This is a genomic window from Rhizobium sp. GN54 (assembly GCF_021026345.1).
In the GTDB taxonomy this organism is placed as follows: domain Bacteria; phylum Pseudomonadota; class Alphaproteobacteria; order Rhizobiales; family Rhizobiaceae; genus Mycoplana.
Genome location: NZ_JAJNCZ010000004.1, coordinates 382559 through 398265, shown reverse-complemented (window position 1 = coordinate 398265; position 15707 = coordinate 382559). Strand labels below are relative to the sequence as shown.

Genomic DNA, 15707 nt, shown 5'->3' with positions numbered 1-15707 from the left:
TCCGGACCCGTCCGGACTCAGACATTTTCGCCGCTTGGGGAATGGGTCTGATTTTCTCCCTGTTTTACCTTGAGAGCCGCTTTCCCGCGGCTCTTTTTTTGTGCTCTTCCCACCTGTCCCAAGCCGTTGTAAAGAATTGTGGAGATTAACCCTTTCTTAAGATCGTGCTTGCGCGAAATGGGCTATGCCTCCATCGTACCTGCATGAAAACCCGACCTGTGGAACCCTTTTCCACCGATGCGGGTTACCTGAATTGTGATGCGTCAACGGGAAATGGGGCCATGTCCGAAAGAGGATTGAATACCGTCAGCTTCGCTGGTCACGTCGCCACCTCGTCGCAGTTCAAGAACCTCTATGCCGAGGGCATGGGTCTGGTCGAGGAAACGGCAACCTATCTCGACGGCCCCGGCCGCCAGGCCGCCAAGGTGCTGCCGCGCATGGCGTCGGTCCTCTACGCCGCCGAATCCATGCGACTTACCACCCGCCTGATGCAGATGGCGTCCTGGCTGCTGTTGCAGCGCGCCGTCAACAACGGCGAGATGACCCGCGACCAGGTCCTTTCGGAAAAGAGCAAGGTCCGCCTCGACGGCTTCAACGTCGATCGTGCAGCACCCGGCTGGCACGACCTGCCGGAATCCTTCCGCGATCTCGTCGAGCGCTCGCTGCGCCTGCAGAACCGCGTCGCCCTGCTCGATCGCGAGATGTACCGCCCGCAGGAAGCCCAGGCCTTCGTGCCGGACAACCAGAACAGCGTCCAGGCCCAGCTCAGCCTGCTGCAGACCGCCTTCAGCAACACTTGATCGGCGGGAAAGCCATTGGCGACATCCGAACCCGGCCTTGGCCGGGTTTTTTGTTGCCGGCTTGATGATCCTGCAAACGCAAAAAGCCCGGGCGGGCCCGGGCTTCGTCAGAATCGCAATCGGCGAAAGGCTTAGAGGCCGAGGCCTTCGAAGCGCTTCTTGAACTTGGAGACGCGGCCGCCGCGGTCCATGAGCTGCTGGTTGCCGCCCGTCCATGCCGGATGGGACTTCGGGTCGATTTCGAGGTTCATGACCGCGCCTTCGGAACCCCAGGTCGAACGGGTCTCGTACTCGGTGCCGTCGGTCATGACGACCTTGATGGTGTGGTATTGGGGATGGATATCAGCCTTCATGACAATCTTCCTGCATGTTCCGGAGACCTTTTGTCGCAATCGGTTGCGGCAGCCGGGTCAAAGACGTAAATGAAGCCGCGACCCATCAGGCCAGCGGCTTCCCAATTCGATGGCGAGCCTATACATGAAGGCCGGCGGGATAACAAGAGCCGAAAGAGATTTCGGCCCCGGGGTCCCGGCAACGGACGAGGTGGACGTGAGCACAGAGACACAAGCCGGCCCCGATGCCGGAACTGCAGCCGGCCCTGCCCGCAAGGGCGAGCGCAAATCCCTGAAGCCGCTTGCGACGCTTTTGCCCTACCTCGCCCGCTACCGCGGCCTCGTCGCCGGCGCCGGCATCGCGCTCGTCGCCGCCGCCGTTACCACGCTCGCGCTGCCGACCGCCGTGCGCCGGATGATCGACCACGGCTTCTCCGGGGCCGACGCCGGCTTCATCGACACCTATTTCATGATGCTGTTCGCGCTGGCGATCGTGCTCGCGCTGGCGAGCGCCTTCCGCTACTATTTCGTCATTACCCTCGGCGAGCGGATCGTCTCCGACCTGCGCCGCGAGGTCTTCGATCACGTCACCAAGCTGTCGCCCGCCTTCTTCGACCGGAACCAGTCCGGCGAGATCGTCTCGCGGCTGACGGCCGACACGACGCAGATCAAGTCCGCCGTCGGCGCGACCGCATCGGTGGCCCTGCGCAACCTGATCCTCTGTTTCGGCGCCATCGCCATGATGATCGTCACGAGCCCGAAGCTCTCCAGCCTCGTGCTCGCCGCCATCCCGATCATCGTCTTCCCGCTCGTCGCGTTCGGCCGCTCCGTGCGCCGCCGCTCGCGGCAGGCGCAGGACACGCTCGCCTCGGCGTCGGCCTATGCCGGCGAGGTGATCGGCGCGGCGCGCACCGTGCAGGCCTTCAACGCCGAGCCCGCCGCCCGCTCCCGCTTCGGCGCGGCGGTGGAGAACGCCTTCGGGGCGGCGCGCTCGGCCGTTCTCGCCCGCGCCTTCCTGACCGGATTTGCCATCGCCATGATCTTCGGCAGCGTCGTCGCCGTGCTCTGGTTCGGCGCGCAGGACGTGCTCTCCGGCAACATCACCGCGGGCACGCTCGGGCAGTTCCTGCTCTATTCCGTCTTCGCCGCCGGCAGCCTCGGCTCGCTGTCGGAGGTCTGGGGCGAACTTTCGCAAGCCTCCGGCGCTGCAGAGCGACTGACGGAACTCCTCCACGAGAAGCCCGCCATCACCGCGCCTGCCGATCCCGTCGCCCTGCCCGCTCCCGGTCGCGGCGCGCTGGAATTCGCGGACGTGCATTTCTCCTACCCCTCGCGCCCCGGCTACCGCAGCCTGAACGGCCTGTCGTTTGCCATCAGGCCCGGCGAGACGGTGGCCGTCGTCGGCCCCTCGGGCGCCGGCAAGAGCACGATCCTGTCGCTCGTGCTGCGCTACTACGACCCGACCAGCGGCACCGTGCGGATGGACGGCGTCGACCTGCGCACGGCCGATCCGCAAGAGGTCCGCAGCCGCATGGCGGTGGTGCCGCAGGACGTGACGATCTTCGCTTCCACGGTCGCCGACAACATCGCCTTCGGCATGCCCGGCGTCTCGCGCGAGCGCGTGGTCGCAGCCGCCAGGGCCGCGCAGGCGGAAGAATTCATCAACCGGCTCGAGGACGGCTTCGATACCATGGTCGGCGAGCGCGGCATCACCCTGTCCGGTGGCCAGCGGCAGCGCATCGCGATTGCGCGCGCGATCCTGAAGGACGCGCCGCTGCTTCTGCTCGACGAGGCGACCTCCGCACTCGATGCCGAGAGCGAGACGCTGGTGCAGAAGGCGCTGGACGAACTGATGGGGCAGCGCACGACGATCGTCATCGCCCACAGGCTCGCAACCGTGCTCAAGGCGGACCGGATCCTCGTCATGGAACATGGCCGTATCGTCGAGGAAGGCACGCACCAGTCGCTCGTCCGCCAGGGCGGCCTCTACGCCAGGCTGGCCCGGCTGCAATTCGACCATGGCGCAGAGGAACGGGCAGCCGCCGCTCTCTGAGTTGGCAGGCTGCCGTCAACCTTCCTCAAGGGCGGACCTGAATCAGGCGCAGACGCTGCGCCCCGCGACGCGACCGGAAAAGAGGCAGCCGCCGAGGAACGTCCCCTCCAGCGCATTGTACCCATGCACGCCGCCGCCGCCGAAACCGGCCACCTCGCCGGCCGCATAGAGCCCCGGAACGGGCGCGCCCGACAATTCCAGCACCCGGCCCGACAGGTCGGTCTGCAGCCCGCCGAGCGTCTTGCGCGTCAGCAGGTGGAGGCGCACCGCGATCAGCGGTCCCGCCTTCGGATCGAGGATGCGATGCGGCCGCGCCGTGCGCATCAGTCGATCGCCCAGATAGCCGCGCGCGCCGCGGATCGCCGTCACCTGCGCGTCCTTGGAAAACGCATTGGCCACTTCCCGGTCGCGTGCCTCGACCTGGGCGCGGATATGGACGGGATCGAGCCGTGCGGCACCGGCGAGCCTGTTCATCCCCTCGACGAGATCTTCCAGGGTGTCGCGGACGATGAAATCCTCGCCCTTGTCCATGAAGGCCTGCACGGGACCCGGTGGCTTCGGGCCCAGCCGCTTCAAAAGCAGGCGAATATCCTTGCCGGTCAGGTCCGGGTTCTGCTCCGAACCGGACAACGCGAACTCCTTCTTGATGATCGCCCTGGTCAGGATGAACCAGCTGTAGTCGTGGCCGGAAGCCCTGATCGCCTTCAGCGTTCCCAGCGTATCGTAGCCCGGCATGGCGGGCGCGGCGAAACGGTTGCCGTCCGCGTCGAACCAGAGCGACGACGGCCCAGGGAGGATGCGGATGCCGTGGTTCGGCCAGACGGGATCCCAGTTACGCAAACCCTCGGTATAGTGCCACATCCGGTCGCTGTTGATGACGGAGCCGCCGGCGTCCTGCGAGATCGCCAGCATCCGCCCGTCGACATGATGCGGCACGCCGCTGACCATCGTTTCAGGCGGCGCGCCGAGGCGACCGACCGGCCAGTTCCGGCGCACCAGCTCGTGGTTGCCGCCGATGCCGCCGGAAGCGACGATGACCGCATCCGCCGAGATCGAGAACGCCCCGATCGCCTCGCGCGAACTCGTCCTGCCGCGCCCGGCGCCGTCGTCCTTGAGGACCGTGCCCGCCGCGCCGCGGACCGCGCCGTCGGTGACGATCAGCCGGTCGACCTGATGGCGGAAGCACAACGACAGCCGCCCCTTGGCCTCCGCCTCCCGCACCCGCCGCACGAACGGCGCCAGCACGCCCGGCCCCGTCCCCCAGGTCACATGGAAGCGCGGCACGGAATTGCCGTGGCCCGAAGCGAGGCTGCCGCCGCGTTCGGCCCAGCCGACGACCGGAAACCAGCGCATGCCCTGCGCATGCAGCCAGGCGCGCTTCTCGCCGGCGGCGAAATCGAGATAGGCGTCCGCCCACAGCCGCGGCCAGTGATCCTCCGGACGATCGAACTGGGCCGAGCCGAGCCAGTCCTGCCGTGCGAGGTCGCGGCTGTCGCGGATGCGCATGCGCCGCTGCTCGGGACTGTCGACGAAGAAGAGCCCGCCGAGCGACCAGAACGCCTGGCCGCCGAGGTTCTGCTCCCCCTCCTGATCGACGATGGTGACCCGCAGCCCCCGGTCGACGGCTTCGCTCGCCGCGACGAGACTCGCAAGCCCCGCACCGATCACCAGCACATCGCAATCCATGCACACCCTCCCAAGCTGTCCCCGGCGGGAAGTTACGCACACGTCAGCGTAAGGGCAATGCGGAAATCACGGCGGCAGGAGAGTGGGACCCAATGGCGAAGATGCGGATTGCGTCCTGTCGGTCGACGATCCGGCCTGCGTTGCGGCCGCGGCAGCCCCCTCATCCGGCCCTTCGGGCCACCTTCTCCCCGATGGGGAGAAGAGGGAGAGCGCGGCCGTCAGCCAGTCCAAAGGTCACGCCGGATCTGCGGCGAGCGCAAAACCGGCCATAGCCCGACTCCGCTGCCCTTGCCTCTTCTCCCCACCGGGGAGAAGTGCCGGCGCGCAGCGAGGCGATGAGGGCGATTCCGGAGCGCAGGGCAACAAGATCCGCAAACACGGCCGTCGTCGCGCCTACTTCTCCGTCAGCTTCAGTTCGATGCGACGGTTGGTGGCGCGCGCCTCCGGGCTTTCGCCCGGGGCCAGCGGCTGGTATTCGCCGAAGCCGGCGGCGACGAGGCGGTCTGCCGGGACGCCGTTGGCGACCAGGAACTTCACCACCGAGGTCGCGCGCGCCGAGGAAAGCTCCCAGTTGTCGACGTAGCGCCCCGTTCCCGAAAGCGGGACGTTGTCGGTATGCCCGTCGACGCGCAACACCCAGTTGATCTCCGGCGGAATCTCCTTGGCGAGGTCGAGGAGCGCCGCAGCCAGCTTCTGCATCTCGGCCTGCCCTTCCGGGTTCAGGTTGCTGCCGCCCGATGGAAACAGCACTTCCGACTGGAACACGAAGCGGTCGCCGACGATGCGGATGTTCTCCCGGTCGGACAGGATCTCGCGCAGCCGACCGAAGAAGTCGGAACGATACCGGTTCAGCTCCTGCACCCGCTGTGCGAGCGCGACGTTGAGCCGGCGGCCGAGGTCGGCGATCTTGGCCTGCGAGGACGCGTCCTTCGCCTCGGACGCCTGGAGCGCGCCCTCGACCGCTGCGATCTGGCTGCGCAAGGCGGCGATCTGCTGGTTGAGCAGTTCGATCTGGCTCATCGCCCGCGCTGACACCTGCCGTTCGCTGTCGACCGTCTCGTTCAGCTCCGAAATCCTGGCATTGGCGGCATCCGATGCGCCGGCCCCCTGGTTGAGGATCTGCTGCAGGCGCGAGCGCTCGCCTTCCGATTCGGCGAGCGATGCCTGCAGGTTGACGAGCGAATCCTCCAGGTCCTGCTTGCCGCTCTTCTCGAGCGCCAGAAGCTGGGTCAGTTCGTTCACCTGGCTCGTCAGCCGGTCGAGCACCTCGTCCTTGCCGGTGATCTCGCGGCTGAGGAAGAACTGGGCGAGCACGAACACGCAGAGCAGGAACATGATGGCGAGCAGCAGCGTCGACAGCGCATCGACGAAGCCGGGCCAGTAGTCGACGGTGCGGTGCGAGCGGCGGGCGCGGGCAAGAGCCATCGGCTATTCGCCCCCTGCCGGATCGCGAAGCCGTTCGCGGCTCCGCTCCGACCCGCGTTCGCCGTTGAGGTCTCCCGAGCGCGCCGCCAGCCGGTCGAGCGTGCGCCGCAGCGCCTTTGCCTCCTCCTGCTGCGCCTCGATCCAGTCGCGCAGCATCTGCTGCTCGTTGCGCATGTTCTTCACCAGTCCCTGGATGCCTTCGGCAAGGCTCGCCATGGCGGCGGTCGAGCGGCTGTGCCCGCCCTCCTGCGAAAGCTTCAGAATCTGCTCGGCCAGCGCCTTGACGTCCGCGGCCTCGCCGTTTGCGGCAAGCGCCGGCGAAACCTCGGAAGAGACGTCGGTGACCGACGACAGCCAGTTTTCCAGTTCCATGTAGAAGCGGTTCTGCGCCCGCCCCGCCTGCAGGTCGAGAAAGCCGAGGATGAGCGAGCCGGAAAGACCGAACAGCGAGGTCGAGAACGCCGTGCCCATGCCCGAAAGCGGCGCCGACAGGCCTTCCTTGAGCGCCGACAGCACGTCGTTTGCCGTGCCCGCGCCCGCATCGAGCGACTGGATCACCGTGTTGATCGAGCCGATCGTGCCGAGCAGGCCCCAGAAGGTGCCGAGCAGCCCGAGAAAGACGAGCAGGCCGATCAGGTAGCGCGAGGTGTCGCGCGATTCGTCGAGCCGCGTCGCGATCGAATCGAGGATGGAGCGAAGGGCCGTGGTCGAAATCGCGATCGAATGATGCTTGCCGATCAGGGCGCGCATCGGCGCCAGCAGCACCGGGTTTCGCCCGACCTTTTCAGCGCTGCCGGCAGCCCGGAAGGAATTGAACCACCGAACCTCGGGCCGCAGCGACAGCACATGGCTGAACACCAGCAGGATGCCGATGACGAGCACGCCGATGATCAGGCCGTTCAGGCCGGGATTGCTGTTGAAGGCCGCATGCGCCTGGCGAAACAGGATGGCGCCCACGAAACCGACGATGATCAGGAAGATCACCATCGTCCAGAAGAAGGGCATGGGACTCGACAGCTTGTGGGGATATTCCTCCCCGTCCCCGGCCGGCTCCTCCCACTCCGACAGCGCCAGCTTTGCCATGGTCTCCGCATCTCCTGCTCTCAACTAAGAGCGGAGCCTAGAGGAAGATTGCGCCGAATTGAAGGGCCGAATTTCGGTGTACGTCCATTGACTTGCGGCAATCCGGCCACCGCTCGGCAGCCTCGCGCCGGGGCTGCGGCCGGCTGCCGCGAGAAGGTCCGCAAGCCTCAGCGGGCGGGGACCGGACGATGGACGACGTCGGCCAGCGCCTTGCGGATATATTCGTTGCCGGCCACGAGCGTTCCCGTCTCCAGCATCGCGTTGCCGCCGTCGATGTCGGTGACGAAGCCGCCGGCCTCGCGGATCAGGAGAATGCCCGCCGCGATGTCCCAGGCCGACAGGTCGCGCTCCCACATGCCGTCGAAGCGGCCGGCGGCGACATAGGCGAGATCGAGCGAGGCCGCGCCCATCCGGCGGACGCCGGCGACTTCGCCCATCACATGGCGCAGTTCCAGCAGGAACTTGCCGTGGTTGCCCCGGCCAAGATGGGGAACGCCGCAGCTGACGACGCTGTCGGACAGTTCCTTGCGGGCGGCCACGCGCAGCCGGCGGTCGTTCAGGAACGCCCCGCCACCCTTCTCCGCCGTGTAGAGCTCGTCCGTCGCCGGATTGAGCACGACGGCGGCGACGATCTCGCCATTGCGCTCGAGCGCGATGGAAGAGGCGAAGCAGGGAATGCCGTGCAGGAAGTTGGTGGTGCCGTCGAGCGGATCGACGATCCAGCGATGCGCGCCGTCGGTGCCCTTGATCTCCTCGCTTTCCTCGCCGAGGAAGCCGTAGGTCGGCCGCGCCTTGAGCAGTTCCTCGCGGATCAGCTTCTCGGCCTTGCGGTCGGCCTGCGAGACGTAGTCGCCCGGTCCCTTGAGCGAGACCTGCAGGTTCTGCACCTCGCCGAAATCGCGCGAGAGCGACTTGCCGGCCTTGAAGGCGGCCTGGACCATCACGTTGAGAAGAGCTGAGCGAGCCATCGGGGCCTGTCCTTGTCAGTTGTCCGGCGGGCGATCACGGTCGGTGCCACGGCCGGCGGATCTATATCCTATCAGTCGGCGCGGCGAAGATAGGTGATTTCGTTGGTGTCGACGAGAATGCGCTCGCCGGCTTCGATGAACGGAGGCACGAGCACGCGCACGCCGTTCTCCAGGATCGCCGGCTTGTAGGACGAAGCGGCCGTCTGCCCCTTGACCACCGGGTCAGCCTCGGCGATGGCGAGAACGACCTGGTCAGGCAGCGAGATGCCGATCGGCTTGTCGTCGTAGAGCTGGACCGTCACCATCATGCCGTCCTGCAGGAAGGCGGCGCGGTCGCCGACGAATTCCTTCTGCAACTCGAGCTGGTCGTAGCTGTCGACATCCATGAACACGAGGCCCTCGCCCTGCTCGAACAGGAACTGGAAGTCCTTCTTCTCGAGTTCGATGCGCTCGACCGTTTCCGACGAGCGGAAGCGCTCGTTGAGCTTGGTACCGTCCACCAGATTCTTCAGTTCGACCTGGTTGAAGGCGCCGCCCTTGCCCGGCTTCACCGCGTTGCACTTCACTGCCGCCCAAATGCCGCCGTTGTGCTCGATGAGATTGCCCGGCTTGATTTCACTGCCGCTGATTTTCATGAGAATTTCCGTAGAGATCTTGGCGGTTCCGCGCGATCGGAGCGATCGGGAACCCGTCTTGCGGCCTCAAGACCACAATTCCCTTCAAAGTTCAAGCCTCCGGCGCGGAACGCAGCCATTCACCCGGTGCAAGGGTCAGGGCATGAGGTCGCTATCGGATCCGGAACTTGTTGGCGGCCGAGATCGCCGCCTTCTGCTGTTCGTCGGTCAGGCCCAGGTAGAAGTCCTCGAGCCCCGCATCGTTCAGCCCGGCCCGCCGCGACAGGACGAACCACTTGCCGGCCTCGATCGGGTCCGGCTTCGTTCCGAGCGCGTTGATGTAGAGATAGGCGACACGGTTCTGCGCCACGACGTTGCCGCCGTCGGCCGCCCGCTTCAGCCACTTGAACCCGGCCTCGTAGTCCCGCTCGCCGGCCACGCCGTTGACGAGCCAGATGCCGAGATCGAGCTGTGCGGTGTCGAAGCCGGCGCGGGCGGCGCGGACCAGCCACTCGCGGGCGCGGTCGGTCTTCTCCGGCGGCAGCCCGGTGAGATTGGTATAGAGCTGGGACAGGGCATATTGCGCGTCCGCGATACCCTGCTCGGCCGATTTCTCATAATAGGGCAGCGCGGCGCGCAGCCCCTTGTCGGCGGCACCGTCGGCGACCAGCATCTGGGCATAGTTGAACTGCGCGGAAGGATTGCCGGCATCGGCGGCCTTGCGCATGAACTCGTCGGCCTTCTTACGGTCGCGCTCGACCTGCCGCCCCTCCATCAGGAGCAGCGCGTACTTGAACATGCCGGCCGGATCGCCGCCTTCCGCCGCCTGCTTGTACCAGAACGCCGCCTGCTTGCGATCGCGCTTGACGCCGAGCCCCTGTTCGAACAGCAGGCCGACCAGCGTCTGCGCGGCGGCCTCGCCGTTCTGTGCCCGCGGCAGGGCGTTGTCCATCGCCGTCAGATAGAAGCCGCGCTGGTAGGCGCCATAGGCCTCGTCCACCTTGCCGGTGAACGCCTTTTCCGCCGGCAGGTCCGGCAACGGCGCCCCCATGCGGTCGAGCACGCCGAGGCCGGCGGAAGGCGCGGGCTGGGCTGCCCCGGCACCGTTCGGCGAAAGCCTTCCAGCCGCACCGTCATTGGCGGGATCGAGCAGGCGCGAACCGCGTTCGTCCGGAGCCGGCCCGTCGAGCGCCGAAGCATTGGCTTCGCCGTCCTCCGCCGCAGCACCGGGGAATTCGGCGCCGCCGGCGGCAGCGCCTGCAGGCGCCCCCGGCACGCCGGGAAGCGTCACGCCCGGCGCAGCACCAGGCGCCGGAGCAGCGTCGGGCGTGGCCGCCGGAGCCGCAGCGTCTCCGCCTTCGACCTTGGGCGCCGTCTCCGCACCGGGCAACCCCTGGCCGAATGCCGGCGCCGCCATGGCGAGCGCGCAGCAAAACAGCGTGGTCAGCCGCAACGGCCGGCGATCGAAAGCCCTCTTCATCCGCACGGCATTAATCCTCGAACCGTGGCGCTTTTTCGTCAAGGAGCGCATTGACCGATGCGACCACCTGCGCGGCGTTGGCGGGCTCGGCGAACACGGCCTGGCAGAGTGCCACGAATTCGGCGCCCGTCTCGGCGACGGCAAGTGCCGAGGCCGGATCGGTGCCGCCCATCACGACGCAGGGAACCTCGACCATCGAGGCCCACCATTCGGCCAGCGCCAGGTTCTTCGGATGCGCCTCCGGCTTGATGTCGCCGCCGATCTTGCCGAACAGGATGTAGTCCGGTCCGACTTCGCCGATCTCCAGCGCCTGGTGCCGGTCCTTGGCGTTGCCGCCACCGACGATCAGCTTCGGGGAATGCTTTTCCATGGCGTCGGCAAGTGCCTCCGCCCCGCCGGCGACATGGATGCCGTCGGCCCGGGCGCGACCGGCGACGCGCGTGTCGCCGGCAACAAGCGCCGCCGCGCCGGCAGCCTGGATCACCGGCACCAGCGCTTCCGCATGCTTCTGGAACGCGCCGTCGTCGAGCCCGTATTGCGGCACGATCACCGATGCGACGTCGCCGCCGCGCAGCGCATCCTCAAGCATCGTCTTTCGTGCGGCGGCGTCATCGCCTTCCGGCATGACCAGGACGAGGCGGCAGCGATCTTCGATTGCAGTCATCGGGCTTCCATTTCTTCCGCATTCGGGAGCGGGCCATCTGCCCCCTCGCAATATCGTTGCAAAGCCGATAGACCGCTTGCTCCAAAGGATCAATCGCCCCGCATGTCCATCGACCCCAGCATATACCTCGCCGCCATCCCCGCCGTCCTGCTCGTGGGCCTGACCAAGGGCGGCATGGGCGAGGCCCTGGCGCTGATGGGCGTCCCCATCCTTGCCATGGTGGTTTCGCCGGTGCAAGCCGCAGCGATCCTGCTGCCGATCCTGATCGTCAGCGACATCGTCTCGCTCTGGATCTGGCGCCACCACAACGACCGCCGCACGCTGGTCTACCTCCTGCCCGGCGGCATCTTCGGCATCGCGCTCGGCTGGGCGACCTCGGCCTATGTCCCGCGCGACGCGCTGCGGCTGATCATCGGCCTGATCACCGTCTTTTTCGCCGCCCGCTATTTCTACAACCAGTGGCGCATCCGCAAGGGCATCGTGATCGCGGCAAAGCCGCAGCGCGTCGGCCCCGCGGCCTTCTTCGGCACCCTTTCGGGCTATGGCAGCTTCGTCGCCCATGCCGGTGGCGCGCCCTTCCAGGTCTATGCGCTGCCGCTGAAGCTCACCCCGCGCGACTATACCGGTGCCGCCGTCCGCTTCTTCGCCACCATGAACGCGCTGAAGCTCATTCCCTATTTCGCGCTCGGCCAGCTCGACACCACGAACCTGACCATTTCGGCGACCTTGATGCCGCTCGCCATGGCGATGACCGCGCTCGGCGGCTACCTCGTCAAGCGCATGAAGCCGGACGTCTTCTATCCCTTCATGTACGGCATGGCACTGGCGGCGGGGCTGAAACTCGTCACCGACGGCCTCGCCGCGCTCACCTGAACGACGGGTCGCCAGGGCCGCGGTTTTTCGGGGTCCGGGGGGCGATGCGGCAGTGCACAAAAAGCTTGCCGTTCACGCTGCGATGCCATAGCTTTTCCGCATGGTGACGCCGGACCCCTTCGCCTCTATTGCCGACCCGAACCGCCGGTTCCTGCTGGAGGAGTTGCGGCGCGCGCCGAAGACGGTCAACGAGCTGTCGCAGGGCCTGCCGATCAGCCGCCCGGCCGTTTCCCAGCACCTTAAGGCGCTGCTCGACTGCAATCTCGTCAGCGTCACCGCCAGCGGCACCCGCCGCATCTATGCGATCAATTCGGCCGGCTTCAACCGCCTCAATTTCTGGCTCGACCAGTTCTGGAGCTGAGCGCCGGAGAAAAAAGTCCCGGCTGCCTTGGACAACCGGGACCGTGCAATTCGTGAATGGAATTAAGCCTTTCGGCCCGTTTCTGCCATCGCTTGCGATGACGGGGCGGCCCCCTTTTTCGTTCCTCCTTGGAACCTATCGTTTCGATCAGTTCGCAGACGAGCGAATCTTTTCGATCTCGTCCTTGATGCGCAACTTCCGCCGCTTGATCTCGGCAATGGCTTCATCCTCGTAGGACGGACGCGTCATTGCATCGTGAAGCTCTTCCTCGAGGGCGAAGTGCTTCTTTTCAAGCGTGGCAAGATGAGCCTCAATCGACATGTGACAGTTCCTTCCTTTAGTTCGCAGCCGGACGCCGGCGCGCCCGGAGGGCAAGGTTGCAACAGACAAAGTCTGCCATGCTATTTTTCATTTGTCGAAGGCGAAATCGTGGCCGAGGATAACTTCCCGACAGGTTGCCTTTTGTGATAGGAGCAGCGTTCTTGCTGCATACGAATGGCAGGCGCAGACCGCCATCGGTAAGGGACGGGGAATGAGAATGCCAGACCAGGACCAGGCGGAATTGCGGTTGGCGATCGCCAGATTGCGACAGGAACACGAGGACTACGACGCCGCCATCAACGCCATGATCCAGGTCGGCTGCGACGCCCTCCGGGTCCAGCGGATGAAGAAGAAGAAGCTCGTGATCAAGGACCGGATCTCCAAGATCGAGGACCAGATCATCCCCGACATCATCGCCTGAAACGGAAAGCACGTTGAAGACACCTCAAACGCCACCCGTCGCCATCGTCATGGGCAGCCAGTCCGACTGGGAGACGATGAAGAACGCCGCCGATACCCTCGACGCGCTTGAGGTCGACTACGAGGCGCGGATCGTCTCCGCCCACCGGACCCCGGAACGGCTCTACGAATTTGCCAAGACCGCGCGGACGGAAGGCTTCAAGATCATCATCGCCGGCGCCGGCGGCGCGGCGCACCTACCCGGCATGATCGCGGCCCTGACTTCGCTGCCGGTCTTCGGCGTCCCCGTCCAGTCCAGGGCGCTGTCCGGCCAGGACAGCCTGCTGTCGATCGTGCAGATGCCGGCCGGCATCCCGGTGGGCACGCTGGCGATCGGCAAGGCCGGCGCCGTCAACGCCGCCCTGCTCGCCTCCGCCGTGCTGGCGCTCTCCGATCCGGAGCTGGCGCTGCGGCTCGACGAATGGCGCGAGAACCAGAGCGCCTCGGTCGCCGATTACCCGGTGGACGGCCCGCTATGATGGCCACGACCATCGGTATCATCGGCGGCGGCCAGCTCGGCCGCATGCTCGCCATGGCCGCGGCACGCCTCGGCCTGCGCACGATCATCCTCGAACCGCAGCCCGATTGCCCGGCAGCCCAGGTCGCCAACGCCCAGATCGTCGCAGCCTATGACGATCCGGACGCGCTCGCCGAACTCGCGCAGCGCTGCGGCGTCGTCACCTACGAATTCGAGAACGTCCCCGTCTCCGCTGCCGAGCTGCTGGTGCGATCGGTGCCGGTGTTCCCGCCGCCGAAGGCCCTGGAAGTGTCACAGGACCGGCTGGTCGAGAAGCGCTTCATCAACGACTGCGGCATCCCGACCGCCCCCTTCGAGGCCGTCGACAGCCAGGCCGATCTCGACGCCGCACTCGATGCGTTCGGCGGCATCGGCGTGCTGAAAACCCGCCGTCTCGGCTATGACGGCAAGGGGCAGCGGATGTTCCGCTCGCCCGCCGAACGCCGCGAGGACGCCTTCGCCGAGCTCGGCTCGGTGCCGCTGATCCTGGAAGGGCTGATCGCCTTCGAGCGGGAAATCTCGATCATCGCCGCGCGCGCGCAGGACGGCACCATCGTCTGCTACGACCCGGCGGAGAACATCCACCGCAACGGCATTCTCCACACCTCGACCGTACCGGCCGCAATCAGCGAGGCGACCGCCGACCAGGCGCGGCGCGCCGCCCGCGCCATCCTCGACCGGCTGGACTATGTCGGCGTCGTCGGCGTCGAGTTCTTCGTGCTGGGCGACGGCCAGCTGGTCGCCAACGAAATGGCGCCGCGCGTGCACAATTCCGGCCACTGGACGGAAGCCGCATGCGTCATCTCGCAGTTCGAACAGCACATGCGCGCCGTCGCCGGCCTCGGCCTCGGCGATCCGCGCCGCCATTCGGATTGCGTGATGCAGAACCTGATCGGCGACGACATCGAGGCTGTCCCCGCCTGGCTCAATACCCCGGACGTGCTTGTCCATCTCTACGGCAAGGAAGAATCGCGCCCCAGCCGCAAGATGGGCCACGTCACCGAACTGCGGTGAGAAACAGCGTCGCCGGCCGTGGAAATCCCCGCGGCCGGACACCAAAAGCCCCGCAAAACCGCCCCAAAACCCGCTCAAAATCCCTGCCCGGCGGTTGACAGGGTCCGGATGAACGGGTACACGAACGCCAACCTGAGAGCGCGCCCGAAACGGCGCGTTTTTAATTGACAAGATTTCGGGCGGATAAGTTTCCTCCCCAGCATCGCGGATCAGAAACATGAAGATCAAGAATTCGCTCAAGTCTCTCAAGACCCGCCACCGCGAAAACCGTCTGGTTCGCCGCAAGGGCCGCGTCTACATCATCAACAAGTCGAACCCGCGCTTCAAGGCCCGCCAGGGCTGAGGCCGCGCGCAAGCGCCGTCGACTTGCTGTAGCAAGATAGTGATTTGCTTTGAAGCGCATGCGGTCTAGCATAACCGCATGCGCTTCAAATCTGTTTTCGCCACCCTCCTCGTTTTCGCCGCGCCCTTTCCCGGCGCCCTGGCCCAGACCTCCGACACGGCTGCCGTTAGCCGGAGCGTTCCGGCCGATATCAGCCCGGCCGCGCGGCTCGACGCCCTCTTCGACGAACTGAAGCATCAGGGCGACCAGGAGAAGGCCAAGGCGATTTCCGAGAACATTCGGCTGACCTGGCGCGATTCGGGCAGCGCCACCGTCAATCTGCTGATGCAGCAGGCCGACAAGGCGATCGCCGAGGGCAAGGACACCGCCGCCTTCGACTATCTCGACGAAGTCATCCAGCTTGCCCCCACCTATGTCGAGGGCTGGAACCAGCGCGCCACGCTGCACTTCAAGGCCGGCAACTACCGCAAATCGATGTCCGACATCAATCGCGTGCTGGCGCTCGAGCCGCGCCATTTCGGCGCCATCGCCGGCATGGCGGCGATCCTCACGAGCTACGGCCGGGACGAACCCGCCATGGAGGCCTGGCAGCGCTTCCTCGACATCTACCCGGCCGAACGCCGCGCCCAGAAATCGCTCGGCGACCTCGCCGACAAGATCGCGGGCAGCCGGGCCTGAGCCCTCATGAGCATCGATGCGTGTGGAATGCAGCGG

The 15707-nt window shown here is 66.3% G+C and carries 18 protein-coding genes; 9 read left to right on the top strand and 9 right to left on the bottom strand.

The annotated features are described in order from the left end of the window. The first annotated feature begins 281 nt into the window (after window positions 1–281). A complete protein-coding gene (rcdA, locus tag LQK81_RS13865) occupies window positions 282–800 on the top strand; it encodes a protease adaptor protein RcdA (protein ID WP_230806941.1) in 519 nt (172 codons plus the stop codon). A gap of 131 nt (window positions 801–931) precedes the next feature. On the opposite strand, the gene rpmE is transcribed toward rcdA, so the two are convergent. Continuing rightward, entirely contained in the window at window positions 932–1153 is a 222-nt protein-coding gene (gene rpmE, locus LQK81_RS13860) for a 50S ribosomal protein L31 (protein WP_230806940.1), read from the bottom strand. Window positions 1154–1424: 271 nt separating this feature from the next. Here rpmE and LQK81_RS13855 point away from each other — a divergent pair, with 271 nt between their 5' ends. Continuing rightward, on the top strand, window positions 1425–3185 hold the full coding sequence (locus tag LQK81_RS13855) for an ABC transporter transmembrane domain-containing protein (RefSeq protein ID WP_442967139.1): 1761 nt from the start codon (window positions 1425–1427) through the stop codon (window positions 3183–3185). A 42-nt stretch (window positions 3186–3227) separates the two neighbouring features. Here LQK81_RS13855 and LQK81_RS13850 read toward each other — a convergent pair whose 3' ends face one another. From LQK81_RS13850 to LQK81_RS13820, 7 genes are all read right to left on the bottom strand, one after another. Further along, complete coding sequence (locus LQK81_RS13850; protein ID WP_230806938.1) at window positions 3228–4871, bottom strand: FAD-binding dehydrogenase; 1644 nt, start codon at window positions 4869–4871, stop codon at window positions 3228–3230. A gap of 393 nt (window positions 4872–5264) precedes the next feature. Continuing rightward, window positions 5265–6296, bottom strand: a complete 1032-nt coding sequence (locus LQK81_RS13845) for a peptidoglycan -binding protein (protein WP_230806937.1) — start codon at window positions 6294–6296, stop codon at window positions 5265–5267. Between the two features lie 3 nt (window positions 6297–6299). After that, window positions 6300–7379 carry a MotA/TolQ/ExbB proton channel family protein gene (locus tag LQK81_RS13840; protein ID WP_230806936.1) on the bottom strand — a complete coding sequence of 360 codons (1080 nt, stop codon included), beginning with the start codon at window positions 7377–7379 and terminating at the stop codon, window positions 6300–6302. A 167-nt stretch (window positions 7380–7546) separates the two neighbouring features. Further along, window positions 7547–8347 carry an inositol monophosphatase family protein gene (locus tag LQK81_RS13835; RefSeq protein ID WP_230806935.1) on the bottom strand — a complete coding sequence of 267 codons (801 nt, stop codon included), beginning with the start codon at window positions 8345–8347 and terminating at the stop codon, window positions 7547–7549. Window positions 8348–8418: 71 nt separating this feature from the next. After that, the gene (gene efp / locus LQK81_RS13830; RefSeq protein ID WP_230806934.1) at window positions 8419–8982 is read right to left on the bottom strand and encodes an elongation factor P; all 564 of its coding nucleotides are present in this window, start codon (window positions 8980–8982) and stop codon (window positions 8419–8421) included. 151 nt (window positions 8983–9133) lie between these two features. Continuing rightward, complete coding sequence (locus LQK81_RS13825; RefSeq protein WP_269064966.1) at window positions 9134–10441, bottom strand: tetratricopeptide repeat protein; 1308 nt, start codon at window positions 10439–10441, stop codon at window positions 9134–9136. A 10-nt stretch (window positions 10442–10451) separates the two neighbouring features. Beyond that, window positions 10452–11105: a thiamine phosphate synthase gene (locus LQK81_RS13820; protein WP_230806932.1), complete on the bottom strand. Its 654-nt coding sequence runs from the start codon at window positions 11103–11105 to the stop codon at window positions 10452–10454. Between the two features lie 102 nt (window positions 11106–11207). Between LQK81_RS13820 and LQK81_RS13815 the strand changes: the two genes are divergently transcribed. After that, on the top strand, window positions 11208–11978 hold the full coding sequence (locus LQK81_RS13815) for a sulfite exporter TauE/SafE family protein (RefSeq protein WP_230806931.1): 771 nt from the start codon (window positions 11208–11210) through the stop codon (window positions 11976–11978). Window positions 11979–12078: 100 nt separating this feature from the next. Further along, window positions 12079–12339 carry an ArsR/SmtB family transcription factor gene (locus LQK81_RS13810; RefSeq protein ID WP_230806930.1) on the top strand — a complete coding sequence of 87 codons (261 nt, stop codon included), beginning with the start codon at window positions 12079–12081 and terminating at the stop codon, window positions 12337–12339. A gap of 147 nt (window positions 12340–12486) precedes the next feature. Here the strand turns inward: LQK81_RS13810 and LQK81_RS13805 are convergent, their stop codons facing one another. After that, window positions 12487–12660 (bottom strand): YdcH family protein, encoded by a 174-nt coding sequence (locus tag LQK81_RS13805; RefSeq protein ID WP_230806929.1) that lies wholly within the window; start codon window positions 12658–12660, stop codon window positions 12487–12489. Between the two features lie 217 nt (window positions 12661–12877). Here LQK81_RS13805 and LQK81_RS13800 point away from each other — a divergent pair, with 217 nt between their 5' ends. The 5 genes from LQK81_RS13800 (at window position 12878) to LQK81_RS13780 (ending at window position 15671) form a co-directional block, all read left to right on the top strand. Continuing rightward, window positions 12878–13081, top strand: a complete 204-nt coding sequence (locus LQK81_RS13800; RefSeq protein ID WP_112593742.1) for a YdcH family protein — start codon at window positions 12878–12880, stop codon at window positions 13079–13081. Window positions 13082–13130: 49 nt separating this feature from the next. Continuing rightward, window positions 13131–13598, top strand: coding sequence for a 5-(carboxyamino)imidazole ribonucleotide mutase (gene purE / locus LQK81_RS13795; RefSeq protein ID WP_230807141.1), 468 nt, complete (start codon window positions 13131–13133; stop codon window positions 13596–13598). Next, window positions 13595–14650, top strand: a complete 1056-nt coding sequence (locus LQK81_RS13790; protein WP_230806928.1) for a 5-(carboxyamino)imidazole ribonucleotide synthase — start codon at window positions 13595–13597, stop codon at window positions 14648–14650. The genes purE and LQK81_RS13790 overlap by 4 nt, the downstream gene beginning before the upstream one ends. Window positions 14651–14867: 217 nt before the next feature. Beyond that, window positions 14868–14993 (top strand): type B 50S ribosomal protein L36, encoded by a 126-nt coding sequence (gene ykgO, locus LQK81_RS13785; protein WP_012709334.1) that lies wholly within the window; start codon window positions 14868–14870, stop codon window positions 14991–14993. Between the two features lie 78 nt (window positions 14994–15071). Further along, window positions 15072–15671: a hypothetical protein gene (locus LQK81_RS13780; RefSeq protein ID WP_230806927.1), complete on the top strand. Its 600-nt coding sequence runs from the start codon at window positions 15072–15074 to the stop codon at window positions 15669–15671. The last annotated feature ends 36 nt before the right edge of the window (window positions 15672–15707 follow it).